Source organism: Cupriavidus sp. SW-Y-13 (assembly GCF_009793345.1).
Classification (GTDB): Bacteria; Pseudomonadota; Gammaproteobacteria; order Burkholderiales; family Burkholderiaceae; genus Cupriavidus.
The window spans coordinates 3,406,658-3,422,826 of record NZ_WHLX01000001.1 but is presented as its reverse complement, the minus strand read 5'-3'; the positions used below and the strand labels follow the sequence as shown (position 1 = coordinate 3,422,826).

At 64.9% G+C, this 16,169-nt stretch carries 11 protein-coding genes, 1 tRNA gene and 2 riboswitches; of the genes, 6 read left to right on the top strand and 6 right to left on the bottom strand.

Going from position 1 to position 16,169, the window contains the following annotated elements; genetic code table 11:
- Positions 1–75 precede the first annotated feature (75 nt).
- The 4 genes from gcvP to GA566_RS15375 form a co-directional block, all read right to left on the bottom strand.
- Complete coding sequence (gcvP, locus tag GA566_RS15390; protein WP_160473126.1) at positions 76–3,003, bottom strand: aminomethyl-transferring glycine dehydrogenase; 2,928 nt, start codon at positions 3,001–3,003, stop codon at positions 76–78.
- 76 nt (positions 3,004–3,079) lie between these two features.
- Positions 3,080–3,460, bottom strand: coding sequence for a glycine cleavage system protein GcvH (gene gcvH, locus GA566_RS15385; protein WP_137927966.1), 381 nt, complete (start codon positions 3,458–3,460; stop codon positions 3,080–3,082).
- 113 nt (positions 3,461–3,573) lie between these two features.
- A complete protein-coding gene (gene gcvT, locus GA566_RS15380) occupies positions 3,574–4,701 on the bottom strand; it encodes a glycine cleavage system aminomethyltransferase GcvT (protein ID WP_160473125.1) in 1,128 nt (375 codons plus the stop codon).
- Positions 4,702–4,786: 85 nt separating this feature from the next.
- Positions 4,787–4,906: riboswitch (glycine riboswitch) on the bottom strand.
- A 21-nt stretch (positions 4,907–4,927) separates the two neighbouring features.
- Positions 4,928–5,018, bottom strand: a riboswitch (glycine riboswitch).
- Positions 5,019–5,086: 68 nt separating this feature from the next.
- Complete coding sequence (locus tag GA566_RS15375; RefSeq protein ID WP_137927964.1) at positions 5,087–5,311, bottom strand: glycine zipper 2TM domain-containing protein; 225 nt, start codon at positions 5,309–5,311, stop codon at positions 5,087–5,089.
- Positions 5,312–5,623: 312 nt separating this feature from the next.
- On the opposite strand from GA566_RS15375, the gene GA566_RS15370 reads away from it, so the two are divergent.
- The 3 genes from GA566_RS15370 to GA566_RS15360 all read left to right on the top strand — a co-directional run bounded on the left by GA566_RS15370 (position 5,624) and on the right by GA566_RS15360 (position 10,181).
- On the top strand, positions 5,624–7,714 hold the full coding sequence (locus GA566_RS15370; protein WP_160473124.1) for a UvrD-helicase domain-containing protein: 2,091 nt from the start codon (positions 5,624–5,626) through the stop codon (positions 7,712–7,714).
- 371 nt (positions 7,715–8,085) lie between these two features.
- Positions 8,086–8,817 (top strand): response regulator, encoded by a 732-nt coding sequence (locus GA566_RS15365; protein ID WP_137927962.1) that lies wholly within the window; start codon positions 8,086–8,088, stop codon positions 8,815–8,817.
- Between the two features lie 5 nt (positions 8,818–8,822).
- A complete protein-coding gene (locus tag GA566_RS15360; RefSeq protein ID WP_237380208.1) occupies positions 8,823–10,181 on the top strand; it encodes an ATP-binding protein in 1,359 nt (452 codons plus the stop codon).
- A gap of 18 nt (positions 10,182–10,199) precedes the next feature.
- Here GA566_RS15360 and GA566_RS15355 read toward each other — a convergent pair whose 3' ends face one another.
- On the bottom strand, positions 10,200–11,381 hold the full coding sequence (locus GA566_RS15355) for an ABC transporter substrate-binding protein (protein WP_160473123.1): 1,182 nt from the start codon (positions 11,379–11,381) through the stop codon (positions 10,200–10,202).
- A 226-nt stretch (positions 11,382–11,607) separates the two neighbouring features.
- Here GA566_RS15355 and hemN point away from each other — a divergent pair, with 226 nt between their 5' ends.
- Positions 11,608–13,092 (top strand): oxygen-independent coproporphyrinogen III oxidase, encoded by a 1,485-nt coding sequence (gene hemN / locus GA566_RS15350; protein WP_160473122.1) that lies wholly within the window; start codon positions 11,608–11,610, stop codon positions 13,090–13,092.
- A gap of 78 nt (positions 13,093–13,170) precedes the next feature.
- Here hemN and GA566_RS15345 read toward each other — a convergent pair whose 3' ends face one another.
- The gene (locus GA566_RS15345; protein WP_137927959.1) at positions 13,171–14,067 is read right to left on the bottom strand and encodes a cytochrome c5 family protein; all 897 of its coding nucleotides are present in this window, start codon (positions 14,065–14,067) and stop codon (positions 13,171–13,173) included.
- Positions 14,068–14,391: 324 nt separating this feature from the next.
- Between GA566_RS15345 and GA566_RS15340 the strand changes: the two genes are divergently transcribed.
- Together GA566_RS15340 and GA566_RS15335 are read left to right on the top strand one after the other, a co-directional pair.
- Positions 14,392–14,467, top strand: a tRNA-Arg gene (locus GA566_RS15340).
- 320 nt (positions 14,468–14,787) lie between these two features.
- On the top strand, positions 14,788–16,164 hold the full coding sequence (locus tag GA566_RS15335) for a methyl-accepting chemotaxis protein (protein WP_160473121.1): 1,377 nt from the start codon (positions 14,788–14,790) through the stop codon (positions 16,162–16,164).
- Positions 16,165–16,169: the final 5 nt, after the last annotated feature.

Below are 16,169 nucleotides of genomic sequence, written 5' to 3'. Positions count from 1 at the left end.
CCGTCAGGGGCCGCCCACGATTCGGAAATCAGGGCGGCAGGGGACTTTTCAACTTTTCTTATCGAGCCGGAGTGCTTACGCCTCTTCAGCGTACTCGCTCATCGGCACGCACGAGCAGAACAGATTGCGGTCGCCATACACGTTGTCCGCACGGCCAACCGGCGGCCAGTACTTCTGCGTGCGCAGCGACGCCACCGGATAGGCGGCTTCCTCGCGCGTGTACTTGCGCGTCCACTCGTTGGCCGTGATCACGTTGGCCGTGTGCGGCGCGTGCTTGAGCGGATTGTCTTCACGGTCGAAGCTGCCGTCCTCGACGCGCGCAATTTCGCCACGGATGGCAATCATGGCGTCGATGAAGCGGTCAAGCTCGGACAGCGCCTCGCTTTCGGTCGGCTCGATCATCAGCGTGCCCGGCACCGGGAAGCTCATGGTCGGGGCATGGAAGCCGTAGTCCATCAGCCGTTTGGCGACGTCTTCGTTCGAGATGCCCGTGCTCTTCTGCAGCGGACGCAGGTCGAGAATGCACTCGTGCGCCACCAGACCACCCTGACCCGCGTACAACACCGGATAGTGCGGCGACAGACGCTTGGCCACGTAGTTGGCCGTCAGGATCGCGTTCTCGGTGGCGGCGGTCAGGCCGGTCGAGCCCATCATCGCCACGTACATCCACGAAATCGGCAGGATGCTGGCCGAGCCGAACGGCGCGGCGGAGACTCCGCCGATGCCGTTGTCGTCGCGGCGATAGCCAACGCTGTCCTGGTTCGGCAGGAAGTCGGCAAGGTGCGCGCCCACTGCCACCGGACCCACGCCCGGTCCGCCACCGCCGTGCGGAATGCAGAACGTCTTGTGCAGGTTCAGGTGGGAGACGTCACCGCCGAACTGTCCCGGTGCGGCCACGCCGACCATTGCGTTCATGTTCGCGCCATCCACGTAGACCTGGCCGCCGTGCTTGTGCACGATGTCGCAGATCTGCTGCACGCCCTGTTCGAACACGCCGTGCGTGGACGGGTACGTGATCATGATCGCAGCGAGGTTCTTGCTGTGCTGTTCGGCCTTCTTCGCCAGATCCACGAGGTCGACGTTGCCGTTCTCGTCACAGGCCACAACCACCACCTTCATGCCGGCCATCTGTGCCGATGCCGGGTTCGTGCCGTGCGCGGAGGAGGGGATCAGGCAGATGTCGCGATGGCTCTCGCCACGGCTTGCGTGGTAGGCGTGGATGATCAGCAGGCCAGCGTACTCGCCTTGCGAGCCCGCGTTCGGCTGCAGGCTCACGGCGGCGTAGCCCGTGGCGGCGCAGAGCATGGCTTCGAGCTGGTCGATCATCTCGCGATAGCCCACGGTCTGGTCGAGCGGCGCGAACGGATGGATGTTGCTGAACTCGGGCCACGTCACCGGCAGCATTTCGCTGGTGGCGTTGAGCTTCATCGTGCAGGAGCCCAGCGGAATCATCGTGCGGTCCAGCGCCAGGTCCTTGTCGGCCAGCGAGCGCAGGTAACGCAGCATTTCGTGCTCGGCGTGGTGCGTGTTGAACACCGGGTGCGTCAGGTAAGCGCTCTGGCGCGAGAGTGCGGCCGGGAAGCCGTCGGCCACCGTTGCTTCTACGTCATCGAACTTCGGCACGGCCTTGCCATGCGCGAAGATTTCCCACAGCGCCACCACGTCATCGCGCGACGCGGTTTCGTCGAACGAGATGCCGATGCGCGTGCCGCCTGCATGACGCAGGTTGATGCCGCGCTGCGTGGCGGACGCGTGGAATGCGTCGGTGTTGAAGCCGGTGTCGAGCGTGATCGTGTCGAAGAACGTCGTGTTCAGCGGCGTGTGGCCGAGTGCCTTGAGGCCGGCAGCCAGCGTGGCGGTCAGGCGATGCACGCGTTGCGCGATGCGCTTGAGACCCTGTGGACCATGGTAGACCGCGTACATCGACGCCATGATGGCCAGCAGTGCCTGCGCCGTGCAGATATTCGACGTGGCCTTCTCGCGGCGGATGTGCTGCTCGCGCGTCTGCAGCGCCAGGCGGTATGCCTTGTTGCCTTGCGCGTCGATGGTCACGCCGACGAGGCGGCCCGGCATCGAACGCTTGAATTCGTCGCGCACGGCCATATAGCCGGCGTGCGGGCCGCCGAAACCGAGCGGCACGCCAAAGCGCTGCGTGTTGCCCACGGCCACGTCCGCGCCCCATTCGCCCGGTGCGGCGAGCAGCGTCAGCGCCAGCAGGTCGGCGGCGGCTACCACGCGCGCGCCGGAGGCATGCACGGCTTCGGCAATCGCGCGGTAGTCGGCCACGTCGCCGTTCACGCCAGGGTACTGCAGCAGCACGCCGAACGCCTCCGCCTTCGCGGCTTCGGCTGCGGGGCCAACCTTGATTTCGATGCCCATCGGCTCGGCGCGGGTGCGTACCACTTCCAGCGTCTGCGGCAGCACGTCGTCGGCCACGAAGAACGTGTTCGATGCATGCTTGTTGACGCGCTGCAGCAGCGTCATGGCTTCGGCGGCGGCGGTGCCTTCGTCCAGCATCGACGCATTGGCGATGTCCATGCCGGTCAGGTCCGTCAGCATCTGCTGGAAGTTCAGCAGGGCTTCGAGACGGCCCTGCGAGATCTCAGGCTGGTACGGGGTGTAGGCGGTGTACCACGCCGGGTTTTCAAACACGTTGCGCAGGATGACCCCGGGCGTGAGCGTGTTGTAGTACCCCTGCCCGATGAAGCTCTTGAGCACGCGGTTCTTGCTGGCCAGGCCGCGCAGCTTGGCCAGCGCGGCTTCCTCGGTCAGCGGGGCGGTGAATTCGCCCAGCGACATGCCATCGCGGCGACGGATGGCGGCAGGCACCACGGCATCGATCAGCGCGGCGGTGCTGTGGAAACCGAGCAGCTTGAGCATGTGCTGCTGTTCGGCGGTATCGGGCCCGATATGGCGGGCGGCGAAGGCGTCGCGCGCCTCCAGTTCGGCCAGCGTGGGCCGTGCAGCTTGGGCGGCAGCGTTCATGGGAAACGGGGCGTTCATGGCAAGGAAATCTCGTGGAGCGCGCGGGGCAGGTGGTCAGCCTGCCGCCACGCGCGGCATCGGACAATCAGCGCGATCAGGCGCCGACGCTGGCCTTGTAGGCGTCGACGTTCATCAGGCCGTTCACATCGTCGCCGTTGGCCGGCTTGATCTTGAACAGCCACGCGTCGAAGGCGTTGGCATTGACCGATTCCGGCGATGCCGAAGCCGCGTCGTTAATGGCGATGACTTCGCCGGCCACCGGGGCGTAGATGTCGGAAGCCGCCTTCACGGACTCCACCACGGCCAGCGCGTCGCCTGCGCCAACCGACTTGCCCACTTCGGGCAGTTCCAGGAAAACGATGTCGCCCAGCGCGTCTTGTGCGTGGTCGGTGATGCCGATGGTCAGCGTGCCGTCGGCTTCGACGCGCACCCATTCGTGCGACTCGGTGTACTTCAGGTCAGCGGGGAAATTCATGAGGGTTCTCCGGGATACAGTGTGTTTCTTGTTTCATTCACCCGCCCGCGGCATGTGGGCTCGAGCGGAACGGGTGGAAGGGCGACCGTTGGTGTGAAGCGGGGGCCGATGCCTCAGCTCACGAGTGCCTTGCCATTGCGCACAAACGGCAGTTTAACCACAGTCGCGGTCAGTTTGCGGTCGCGGATCTCTACCTGGACTTCCGCACCCGGCACGATGTCCTTCGGCAGACTGGCAAAGGCAATGGACTGGGACAGCGACGGGCTGAATGTGCCGCTGGTGATTTCGCCGTCGCCGGATGCGGTGACGACTTTCTGGTGCGCGCGCAGCACGCCGCCCTTGTCGCGCAGGATCAGGCCCAGGAACGCGCGTTTCTGGCCGCCAGCGGTCAGCGCAGCCTTGCCGGTGAAGTCGCGTTCGCTTTGCAGATCGACCGTCCACGACAGCCCGGCGTCGAGCGGCGACGTATGGATGTCCATGTCCTGGCCGTACAGGTTCATGCCGGCTTCCAGGCGCAGGGTGTCGCGTGCGCCCAGGCCGGCAGGCTTCACACCGGCTGCCACGAGTTTTTCCCAGATACCGGCGACGTTCTCGGCCGGCACCACCAGTTCGAAGCCGTCTTCGCCGGTATAGCCCGTGCGCGCCACCATCAGTTCGCCCATGGCCGGGTCCTGCACGACCAGCGCGTTGAATGGCTTGAGGGCATCGGCGGGCTGGGTGGAGGGGAAGGCTGCATAGACTTTGGCGCGTGCGTTCGGACCCTGCACGGCGACGATGGCCAGTGCGCTGAACCCTGCTGGTGCCACGTCACCACGGCGCGGGTTGATAGTCACGCCGCTGCCGGTCTCGCTGTTGCGCGAACGGATCCATTCGATATCGCCGACGGCCGTGCTCGCATTGACCACGAGCCGGAAATAATCCTCGGCAAAGAAGTAGACGATCAGGTCGTCGATGACACCGCCTTTCTCGTCGAGCATGCAGGAATACAGGGCCTTGCCCGGTGTCTGGAGCTTGTCGACGTTGTTGGCCAGCAGGCCGCGCAGGAAGGTGCGGGTGTTCGCGCCATGGAGATCGACCACGCACATGTGCGAGACGTCGAACATGCCGGCGTCCGAGCGGACTGCGTTGTGTTCCTCGATCTGGGAGCCGTAGTTGACCGGCATGTCCCAACCGCCAAAATCGACCATGCGGGCGCCGAGGGCGCGATGAATGGCGTTGAGGGGCGTGGCCTGGAGCGTCATGGATATCCTCGGGCAATTCGAAAACGAAAAAAGGGTCACCCGCCGCATGCCGGCCGCACCAATGTGCAACCAGTCCGCTGCGGCGGATGACCCCTCTGTCCTCGATACCTGAGAGATTACGAAGCCGTGGCTCCGTGCGCCCCTTCGGTGGACATGCTCGCCGGCCTTCCAGCTGCGGCGGATGTCGCTCTCCAGAGTGCGGCATGCATCGTGTGCATGTTGCATGCCGATCCGACCGGTCCATGGTGCCTGAGAGTTTTCGGGTGATTCCCCTTCGGCGGCGCAATGCGTGATGCGCGCTCTCCCGGTCAGATGCGCGTGAATGTACGGGAGCGGTCTGGCTTTGTCAAACCGTCCCGTCGCGCGCTGCGGTCCCCCCGTTCGGTCAGCGGTTGTCCTTGGTTACGACATTGCCGATGACGCCACCGGCAGCCGCGCCGCCGATCGTACCCAAGGCGCTGCCGTTGGTCAGCACCGCGCCGCCGAGCGCGCCCGCACCGGCGCCGATGGCGGTATTCCGTTGCTTCGGCGTCATGTCCGCGCAACCGGCAAAGCCGACCAGCGTAGCGCCGATCAGCGCGACTTTCGAGAGCGTGCGAAGGGTGTTCATGATTGGCTCCTTGATTCGAATGGATTCCGATACGTTCCGATATCCGGAAGGTTTGCCGTGCACCGTTGTGACTGCCAACCTGCTCGGCCGTACGGGAGAGAGGCAAACTCCATGCCCCGTCACCAGGCAGGGCCCGCCCGATTTACGATTGTTACCAGCGTGAAACGGGTGCCGTCGGACACCCTCCGACAGGCCCTGTCAGCCACCTTGCCGCGTGGTAGCATCGTCGCCTTCGGCGCGTGGCTGACCGCGTGCCGAGTTCGGCATTTCCGCCCTTCCCGGTTCTCGTCCCCGCTTTCCTCTTCCCGCCCCATGACCCACGGACTCAACGCCGCGCAATCCGAAGCCGTTCGCTATCTGGACGGCCCTTGCCTTGTGCTGGCCGGGGCGGGTTCCGGCAAGACGCGCGTGATCACGCAGAAAATTGCGCATCTGATCGAGGACAAGGGGTTCGAGCCGCGTCACATTGCTGCCGTCACGTTCACGAACAAGGCGGCCAAGGAGATGCAGGAGCGCATCAGCAAGCTCATGGAGGGAAAGACCACGCGCGAAGGGAAGCGTATTCCACTCAAGCAGCTGACCGTTTGTACGTTTCACTCGCTCGGCGTGCAAATTCTGCGCATGGAAGCCGAGCATGTGGGCCTGAAGCCGCAATTCTCGATCATGGATTCGGACGACTGCTTCGGACTCGTGCAGGAGCAGTTGAGTACCACCGACAAGAAACTGATCCGCAGCGTGCAGAGCACGATTTCGCTGTGGAAGAACGGCATGGTCGATCCCGAGACCGCGCTCGCGCAGGCCGCCACGGCCGACGAGCACCAGGCCGCCATGGTCTATCGCGCGTACGTGGCGACGCTGCATGCGTACCAGGCGGTGGACTTCGACGATCTGATCCGGCTCCCGGCCGAACTGTTCGCGCGCGATGAAGCCGTGCGTCTGAAATGGCAGAACCGGCTGCGCTACTTCCTCGTGGACGAATACCAGGACACCAACGCGTGCCAGTACCAGTTGCTGAAGCTGCTGGCCGGTGGGTCGCATCTGCGCGCGCCGGCGTTCACTGCAGTGGGCGATGACGATCAGGCGATCTATGGCTGGCGCGGTGCCACGCTCGACAACCTGAAGCTGCTGCAAACCGATTTCCCCGACCTCAAGGTCGTGAAGCTCGAACAGAACTACCGCTCGACGGTGCGCATCCTGGAGGCGGCCAACGCGGTCATCGCCAACAATCCGAAACTGTTCGACAAGAAGCTGTGGTCGGAGCATGGCATGGGCGATCCCATCGCCGTGCATCCGATGAACGATGAGGAGCACGAGGCCGAGTCCGTGGTGTTCCGGCTGTCGGCGCACAAGTTCGAGCGGCGCGCGCAGTTCCGCGATTACGCCATCCTGTATCGCGGCAACCATCAGGCGCGGCTGTTCGAGCAGATCCTGCGGCGCGAGCGCATTCCGTATGTGCTGTCAGGTGGACAGAGCTTCTTCGACAAGGCCGAGATCAAGGACATCTGCGCGTATTTGCGATTGATCGCCAATCCCGATGACGATCCCGCATTCATCCGTGCGATCACCACGCCGCGCCGTGGCGTGGGCAACACCACGCTCGAAGTGCTCGGCACGTTTGCGGGGCAGGCCAAGGTGTCGCTGTTCGAAGCGGCGATGATGGGTGGCATCGAGGGCAAGCTGCAGCCGCGCCAGCTGGAACCGCTGCGGCTGTTCTGCGAATCGATGGTGCGGCTGGCAGATCGTGCTGCAAACGATCCGGCCACGGTGGTGCTCGATGACCTGATGGAAGGCATCCACTACGAGGCGTATCTGTACGACACCTTCGACGAACGTCAGGCGCAATCGCGCTGGACCAATACGCTCGAATTCCTCGACTGGCTCAAGCGCAAGGGCACGCGTCCCGAAGCGGAGGGCGATGGGGAAGCAACCGGTTTCGATACCGCCGACGGCTTTGCAGACGAAGGCAAGAACCTGCTCGAACTGACGCAGACCGTGGCGCTGATGAGCATGCTCGAAGGCCGCGACGAAGATCCCGACGCCGTGCGGCTCTCGACGCTGCATGCATCGAAGGGACTCGAGTATCCGCACGTGTTCCTGGTGGGCGTGGAAGAGGGCATCCTGCCCCATTCGCGCGAGGATGAGGACATGGGTGACGAGAAGATCGAGGAAGAGCGACGGCTGATGTATGTGGGCATCACGCGTGCGCAGCGCAGCCTGCAGATCAGCTGGTGCAAGAAGCGCAAGCGTGCGCGCGAAACGTATTCCGTGGAGCCGTCGCGCTTTATCGGCGAGATGAAACTGGAAGAGGCCCCAGCAATCGTGGACGAGACGCCGGCCATGAGTCCGAAGGATCGGCTGGCAGGGTTGAAGGCGCTGCTTGGCAAGCCGGCTGTCACTGGCTGAGCGGGCTGATCGGCATCGCCAAGGCCATCGACATGTCCGTGCGTTGATACAAGCTCGACAAGACGCCACTCCGGACCCTGCCTACGATAGCCGTCGCGCATGCAACATCTCGGCGTTCCATGCGCGACACCGCGCCCGCCCTTCGGTAGCGGTGTGGCTGGGCACATGCGAGCCCGGCTTCTTCCCTGTTGAACGCTCCCGGCTGCGGCAGCACCGGGGGCGTTTTTTTCTTCGGGGTGGCGCGCGGCGCACGTATCAATCCTGATACAAAACCGGCATCGGATGTAATAGCCTGGCTGGTACATTGGCAACTCTCATCCGGGCCGGCGTCTTCGCGGGTCCGCAAGCCCCCTCCCACCTGCACGTTCGCCATGGATTTTTCTCCCGCCCTGACCACCCGCCTGCTGATCGTTGACGACGATCCCCAGATCCGCACCATGCTTGCCGAGTACCTGGCCACGTTCGGCATGGAAGCCCAGGGCGCGGAGGGTGGCGCCGCCATGCGCACCGCGCTGGCGAACCAGCAGTTCGACCTCGTCATCCTGGACCTGTCGCTGCCGGGCGAGAACGGCCTGACGTTGTGCCGCGAGATTCGCGATACGAGCAATGTGCCGGTGATTATGCTGACGGCGCGCGCCGAACTCGCGGATCGCGTGGTCGGGCTCGAAGTCGGGGCCGACGATTATGTGACCAAGCCGTTCGAAATGCGCGAACTGGTGGCGCGTATTCACACCGTGCTCCGGCGCAGCCGCAGCGAATCGCGGCGGCCCGCACCGGCGTCCACGGGACACGAAATGCGCTTCGGCGTGTGGCGCCTGAACACTACGCTGCGCCAGTTGGTGGATGCAGAGGAAACGGTTGTGCCGCTGTCGAATGCGGAGTTCCGGCTGCTGCTGACGTTCATCGAGAATCCGAACCGTGTGCTCGACCGCGAGATGCTGATCAACAACGCGCGCGGCCGCGACCTCGACGTGTTCGATCGCAGCATCGACCTGCTGGTATCGCGCCTGCGCCAGAAGCTGCGCGACGATCCGCGCGACTCGGCGCTGATCCGCACCGTGCGCGGCGAGGGGTATGTCTTCACCGTCAACGTGGAGCATTGAACAGCATGGCCGTGGACCCGACCTCGCCGCCAAATGCCGGCGATGCCACGCCGCCGCGTGCGCGTCGTCGTCGTTTCGATTCGATGTTCCTGCGGGTCTTCTTCGTGATGACCGCGATCATGCTCGGCGTGCATGTGCTGGGCGTCACCGTGATCGAGAGCCTGTTCCCGCGTCCCGGCTCCGAACGCTACATGGAGCGCATGCGTCGCGCAGTGGCCGAGGCGGAAGCCAATGGCACGCTGACGACGGATGGCGTGCCGAAGCATCCGCTCGAAGGCATCTTCGCGCCGCCGGGTGGTCCGGGCTTCCTCGATTACGGTCCGGGTTTCGGTCCGCCGTTCGATCCCCATTTCGGGCCCGGTCCGCAAGGTGGTTTCGGGGGCCGCTTCGGCGGTCCACGCGGCAACGAGCCGTTCGATTTCGATGGGCCGCCATTGCATCTGGACGCATTCCGCACACCCAAGCCGGGCGAGCGCATGCCCGGTCCGCCGCAGGGTTTCCACATCCGCGGTATCTGGCCACCGCATCTTGGCCTGCTGTTCCAGCTCGCCGCGATTTTGATCGCTTCGTGGGTCGGGGCGCGGCTGCTGGCACGACCGGTGCAGCAACTGGCGAGTGGTGCGAATCGGCTGGCGCAGGATGTCCACGCGCCACCGCTCGATGAAGAACGCGGACCCGCCGAAGCACGCGATGCCACGCGCGCGCTGAACCTGATGCAGCAACGCATCCGCACGCAACTGGCCCAGCAATCGCGCTTTCTGGCTGCGGTGTCGCACGATTTGCGCACGCCGCTGACGCGCATGAGCCTGCGCATCGAACGCATCGAAAGCAATGACGTGCGATATCGCTTGCGTCAGGATCTGACCGAGATGAACGGGCTGATCGATGCCACGTTGTACTACCTGCGCGAGCGCGATGGTGCAACGGGCCCACGTCAGCGCGTGGATGTGCAGGCGCTGGTGCAGGCGGTGGTCGACGATGCGCAGGAGATCGGGCAGGACGTGCGACTCTCGGGCGAGGCCGCGCCGATGCTCGCCTATCCCGCAGAACTGCGCCGCGCGGTGGTGAACCTCGTGGAGAATGCGCATCGCTATGGCGGCGCCGCGCATATCGTGCTGGCCGATAGTCCGGAACGGGTCACGATCGACGTATGCGATAACGGTCCCGGCATTCCACCCGCCGAGTTGTCGCGCGTGCTCGAACCGTTCTATCGCGTGGAATCGTCACGCAGCCGCGCCACGGGCGGCGTGGGCATGGGGCTGTCGATCGCGCACGACATCGTGACCCGCCACGGCGGCGAGTTGAAGTTGTCGAACCGGACCGAAGGCGGCCTGCGTGTCAGCATCACGCTGCCGCGCGTATAACGCCGCAGCGGGAAATAATCAGGCCCGCTGCGGCAGGCCGCTCTTGCCGATGGCCGCGAGTTGCACGTATTGCGAGCCACGCAGCCCGCGCGTGAAATCGAGCGTGAAGTCGCCCACGTCGATACGTGCCTGCAAGGCGCGTCGCAACTCGGCCGGGCCCGGTGCTTTCATACCCGTGGCGGCGCGCGTCAGCCACGCGGCGCCGATGTATCCCGCGAGCGTGGCAGGCGAGGGCGGCTCGTCGAGATACTGCTTCATGCGCGCGACGTGCTCCTTGACCACACGCAGCGTGGATTCCTGCGGCCCCGGCGCGATCTGCGTTACCACCATGCCGCCGGCGTAGCTAGCGCCCAGAATCTCGCGCGCGGATGACGGGCTGACCGCAGACAATCCCACCAGAAAGCCAAACCAGTTCTGCGCGGCGAGCGCGCGGCCAAGGCTGCCGTACGCGAGGGTATCGCCCGCCACGATCACCGCGCCGGGACGTGCGGCGGCGATGCGGCGCGCGCTGTCCTCGATGTTGCTACCCAGCGGCACCGCGCGCGTGGCGATGTCCTTCTCCAGGCGTGCCAGCCACGGCGTACCGGTGCCCAAGGCACCGGCCGCGAAGTCCGGCGACACGGCCAGTGCGATGTTGCGCAATCCGTAACTGTGCAACTGGCGCACGGCGGCATCGACCTCGGCCTGATAGTCGGCACGTGTGAACCAGATGTTCTCGGCGGTCATGGCCAGTCCGGACAACGGCGCAACGAGTTGCACGCCGCGCCGCGTCAGTTCCGAGGCATTCGCCAGCGATGGCAACAGGGCGTCTCCTGTGCCGAACAGCACGTCCGCACGTTCGTTATCGGCCAATGCCACGGCTTGCGCGATGGCATGGCGCGGATTCGGATCGGCATCCCGGATGACATGCACGATGCGTGGCGCGCCCGGCGTCGCCGCGGCATTGAACGCATCGAACAGGACCTTGGCCCCGGCCAGGTAGTCACGCGCGAGATCGGCCTGCGGTCCGATGCGATCGACCAGATGCCCGACCACCAGTTGGCGCCTTGCCACGGGTGTGGCGGGTTGCGCCATTGCATTGGGCAGCAGGGCTGCGGTGGACAACGCGCCAAGTGCGAGTAAGGTGCGACGCCGGGCCGTGATCGCTGGTTCGGGTTCGGGCGGGCGCGACGACATCGACTGCGGCAAGGCTGGGCGCATGGCAGCGGGAGCAAATGAGAGTGGGGGATGGGCCACGAGACATCGAGGCCGGGGCCGAGACTATCGGCCGTTGATGACGCTTGCGTGACTTTTTCCCGACAGAAGTCCCCACCTATTCGGGGGTGGCCGGCGCAGCCGGTCCGTTGTTTTGATTGGCGTCAAAGTTGATAGGGATTGGCGGGCATAGCATCGGTCGGTTAGCCGTGCCTTTACCGAGAACTCGAAAATGTCCGCCCCCACCTCTGCCTCAAACTCCACCAGTCATTCCAACAGCACTGCCTTCGATCGTCGCGCGCTCGCCGACTTCCGCAGCCTGGCCGGTCGCATCGACGGTAACGGTCCCCGCTATACCTCATATCCCACTGCCGACCGCTTCCATGCTGAAGTGGGTGACGCCGGCTATCTGCGCGCGCTCGACGCCTGCCGCGCCGATGCCCCGGCGCCGTTGTCGCTATATCTGCACATCCCGTTCTGCGAGAACATCTGCTACTACTGCGGTTGCAACAAGATCATTACGAAGGATCACAGCCGCAGCGCGCGCTACGTGGACTACCTGGCGCGCGAGATGGCGATGGTGGCCGCGCGTCTCGGCGAACGGCGCGGCGTCATGCAATCGCACTGGGGCGGCGGTACGCCGACCTTCCTCGATCCTGCCGAAATGCGCGCCGTGATGGCTGCCTTGCATCGACACTTCGAACTGCTGCCCGAAGGCGAGCACTCGATCGAAATCGATCCGCGCCGTGTGACAGACGACCGCATGGCGCTGCTCGCGGAACTGGGGTTCAACCGCATCAGTCTTGGGGTGCAAGATTTCGATCCCGAAGTGCAGCAGGCCATCCATCGGGTGCAGTCTTTCGAGGAAACGCGCGATGTGGTGCTGGCGGCGCGGCGGTTGGGATTCCAGTCTGTCAGCATGGACCTGATCTATGGGCTGCCACACCAGACCACCGCGCGCTTCAACGCCACGGTCGACCGTACCCTCGAGCTGCGCCCCGACCGGCTGTCCGTTTACAGCTACGCGCATCTGCCACATGTCTTCAAACCGCAACGCCGCATTGACCAAAATGCACTGCCGCCAGCCGGCGAAAAGCTCGATATCCTCGTGTCGACCATCGAACGGCTGACCGCTGCCGGCTATGTCTATATCGGCATGGACCATTTCGCGTTGCCCGGAGATGACCTCGCCGTCGCCCAGCGGGAAGGGCGGCTGCAGCGCAATTTCCAGGGCTACGCCACGCACGCGGGCTATGACCAGCTTGGGCTCGGTGTGTCGGCCATCGGTGCGGTGGCGGGGCACTACGTGCAGAATGCCCGGACCACCGACGACTACTACGCCGCGCTGGACGCGGGCCGCCTGCCGATCGTGCGCGGCTTCGAGACGTCGGCCGAGGACCATCTGCGCCGCAAGATCATCGGCGCGCTGATGTGCAACGGCACGCTCGACATTGCCGCAATCGAGGCCGAGCACGATATCGACTTCGCCACGAAGTTCGCGGACGAGTTGGCCGAACTCGACCGGCTGGCCGTGGACAACCTGGTGCGCCGCACACCGAACCGTATCGACATCACCACACTGGGCCGCCTGCTGGTGCGCCGCGTGGCCATGGTGTTCGACCAGTATCTGCGGCAGGACGCCTGGCGACCCCAACCCGCGCTGGCTGCGAACGATGCCAAGGCCGTTCCGATCCAGCGCTATTCGCGCGTGGTCTGAGTCCTCGTCAGCAAAAACCAGAAAACAAAAAAGCCCGCGAACTGCTTCGCGGGCTTTTTGCCTGGCCGTTGCGCCGGGTTACTTGGCGGCGTTCGCCATGTAGTCCGATGCGGCGATCACGTCTGCGTCGGGGCCGGCATAACCACCCTTCGGCGGCATGATGCCCTTGCCTTTGAGCGCGTAGTTGTGCACGACATCCATGCCTTCCTTGAGTCGCGGCGCCCAGGCGGCCTTGTCGCCGAACTTGGGAGCACCCGCGACGCCGGCGGCATGGCAGGCCGCGCAGACTTGCTCGTAGACCTTCTTGCCGACTTCGGCCGAAGCTGCGGCCGGGGCAGCCGGAGCGGCAGCGGCGGCAGGAGCGGGGGCCGGGGCTGCTGCTGCAGGTGCGGCGGGAGCAGGTGCGGCGGCGGCAGGGGCTTCGGGAGCCGATGCGGCGGCTTGCGCGGGCGCGCCCTGAGCCGGTGCGGCGGGTTCCGGGAACTTGGCGCCGCCAGCGTCGGCCATGTAGACCACCGCGCGAGCCAGTTCGTAGTCGCTGAAATCGTCCGGCGACGTACCGGCACGCGGAGGCATGGCGCCCTTGCCGTTGACCACGGCCTTCATCAGGCCGTCGAAGCCTTGCCCGATGCGCGCGGTCCAGTCGCCGGCCACGCCGAACTTCGGTGCGCCAGCAGCGCCGGTGGCGTGGCAGGCTGCGCAGACTTCCTTGTAGACCTGTTCGCCCGTCTTGAAGACGCGCGGCGCGCTGGGGTCCTTGATCTCCAGCGACGCGACCGGGGCAATGCGGGTGTTGACCGCTTCCGCAGTCTGGGTCGAGCCAGCGCCCTCAAGGGTGCCATGGCCCACAAAATTCACTAACAGGATGATGACGATGATCGGCACCAGGAAGGCGGCGATCACAACAGCGACTAGTTGCTTGGGTGTCTTGATTGGCGACTCGTGGTGGTCGTTTTCTTGATGGACGTCACTCATACAGAACTCTCGATTTTGCGGGAAACCGTTTGCACAGCTCGTTGGGGGCGGCTTGCTTGTCTGGACCCTGTTTCGGGGGTGAATCTGTCGGCTATCGCGCCCGGGGCCATCTCCTGCCCCGCTACGTCTCTGTTACGACGCAAATAGCTGCCGATTATAGACCCAAGACCTTGGCGCAGGTGTCAAAAGCGGCGATTCAGAGACCCGTGATAACCCCTCCCCCGACACCCATCGGCGCATCCCTCATGGACGGCCACTGCCAAGTCGGGTATCCTATGCGACTTTCCGGCGCCGGCATCCGTCCGACGCCAAGCCAGACACATCGCGCCCGTAGCTCAATGGATAGAGTACTGCCCTCCGAAGGCAGGGGTTGCTGGTTCGATCCCAGCCGGGCGCACCACGGTTTTTCTGATTGATTCCCCAGGTTTTCTCCAGGTCGTTCTGACCCAGCGTCGTCCTCCAGTTCGATCGACGCCAGCGCCGTTGACCCCTCAAGCTTCCCTCATTTCCGCCCGTTAACCGTCCCGAGCGCAAGCGCAGCGATGGATGGACTGGCTGGAGCGAGCGCCATCAGAACTCTGAAGGAACGGGGAAATCATGACGTTTGCTGTCGCATATCCTGCCGGGCGTGCCGAGCGGGGTGGATCTTTCGCATCGCAACCATCGCTCACCTCCCGGCAGGCCGCGTTGGGCGGGATTGCTCGCTGGGCGGATCTTGTCATGTTGTCGACACTGCTGTGCTCGGGTGCGGCGGCATTGGCGATTGGGGTGCATTACTACGCATTGACGCTGGCGATTGGTGCTGGCGGGGCTCTGGTGGTGCTGGGGTCTCTGACTTACCTCATGGCGCGCGGCACGCGGTTCAGTGGGTATGCGCTCGTGGCGGCCAATGTGGCCATGGTCGTGCTGCATATCCAGTTGTCGCATGGGCTGACCGAGTTTCACTTTGGCGTGTTCGTGCTGCTGGGGCTGCTGCTGGTCTATCGCGACTGGCGTCCGCTGGTGTTTGCGGCGGCGCTGTTTGCGGTGCACCACGTGGTGTTCGATCGGCTGCAGGCGTTGAGCTATCCGTTCTATTGCACGGGCGAGGCTGATTTTGCGCGGGTGTCGATGCATGCCATCTATGTGGTGGTGCAGACCGCGATCGAGATCGTGCTGGCGCTGCAGTTGCGACGCGCGGCGGTGGAAGGTGCCGAGTTGTCGGCGCTGGTGGCGCAAGTCGATGGCGGCGATCGGATCTCCCTGGATGTGGAAAGCGTGGCGGTCAGTGTGACGACAGCGCTGGCGCTGAAGGCGGCCATCACGCGGATGGGAGCCGCGATGATCGAGGTCCGCACCGCGGCGATGTCCGTGGAAGACGCCGCATCGGAGATCGCCAGCGGCAGCATGGATCTGAGCACGCGGACCGAACGGCAGGCGTGGGATGTGCAGCAGACCTCGGCGTCGATGCAGGAAATCCACACGGCGGTGCAGAGTGCCGCGCAGACGGCGGGCGAGGCCAGTTCACTGGCAGGCGAGACTTCGGATGCCGTAGTGGATGGCGGCGAGGCGGTGGGGCGCGTGGTGGAGACCATGGATGGCATTTCCGCATCCGCCGATCGCATCGCAGAAATCACGGGGCTGATCGACAGCATTGCGCTGCAGACCCACATCCTGTCGCTCAACGCTTCGGTGGAAGCGGCGCGGTCCGGCGAGAGCGGGCGCGGGTTTGCCGTGGTAGCCACCGAGGTGCAGCAATTGGCGCATCGGACTTCGACGGCTGCGCGCCAGATCCGCGAGTTGATTGGCGAAAGCAGCGCGCGCGTGGCGCAGGGCCGGCAGCAGGTAGCCACGGCGCATGGCGGCATGGGCGATATCGTGGCCAAGGCACGACGCGTCAATGACCTGATCCGCAGCATCTCCAGCGCCACCGATCAGCAGGCCGCCGGCATGGGGCAAGTGGGCGAGGCGGTGGCGCAGATCGACAGCATGACGCGCCAGAACGCGGCGCTCGTGGAAGAAAGCGCCGCAGCGGCGGAGAGCCTGAAGGACCAGGCATCAAAACTCAATGCGGTGGTGGACCAGTTCCATCTGCTTGGCAACGGACGGCCCGCATAGGCCCG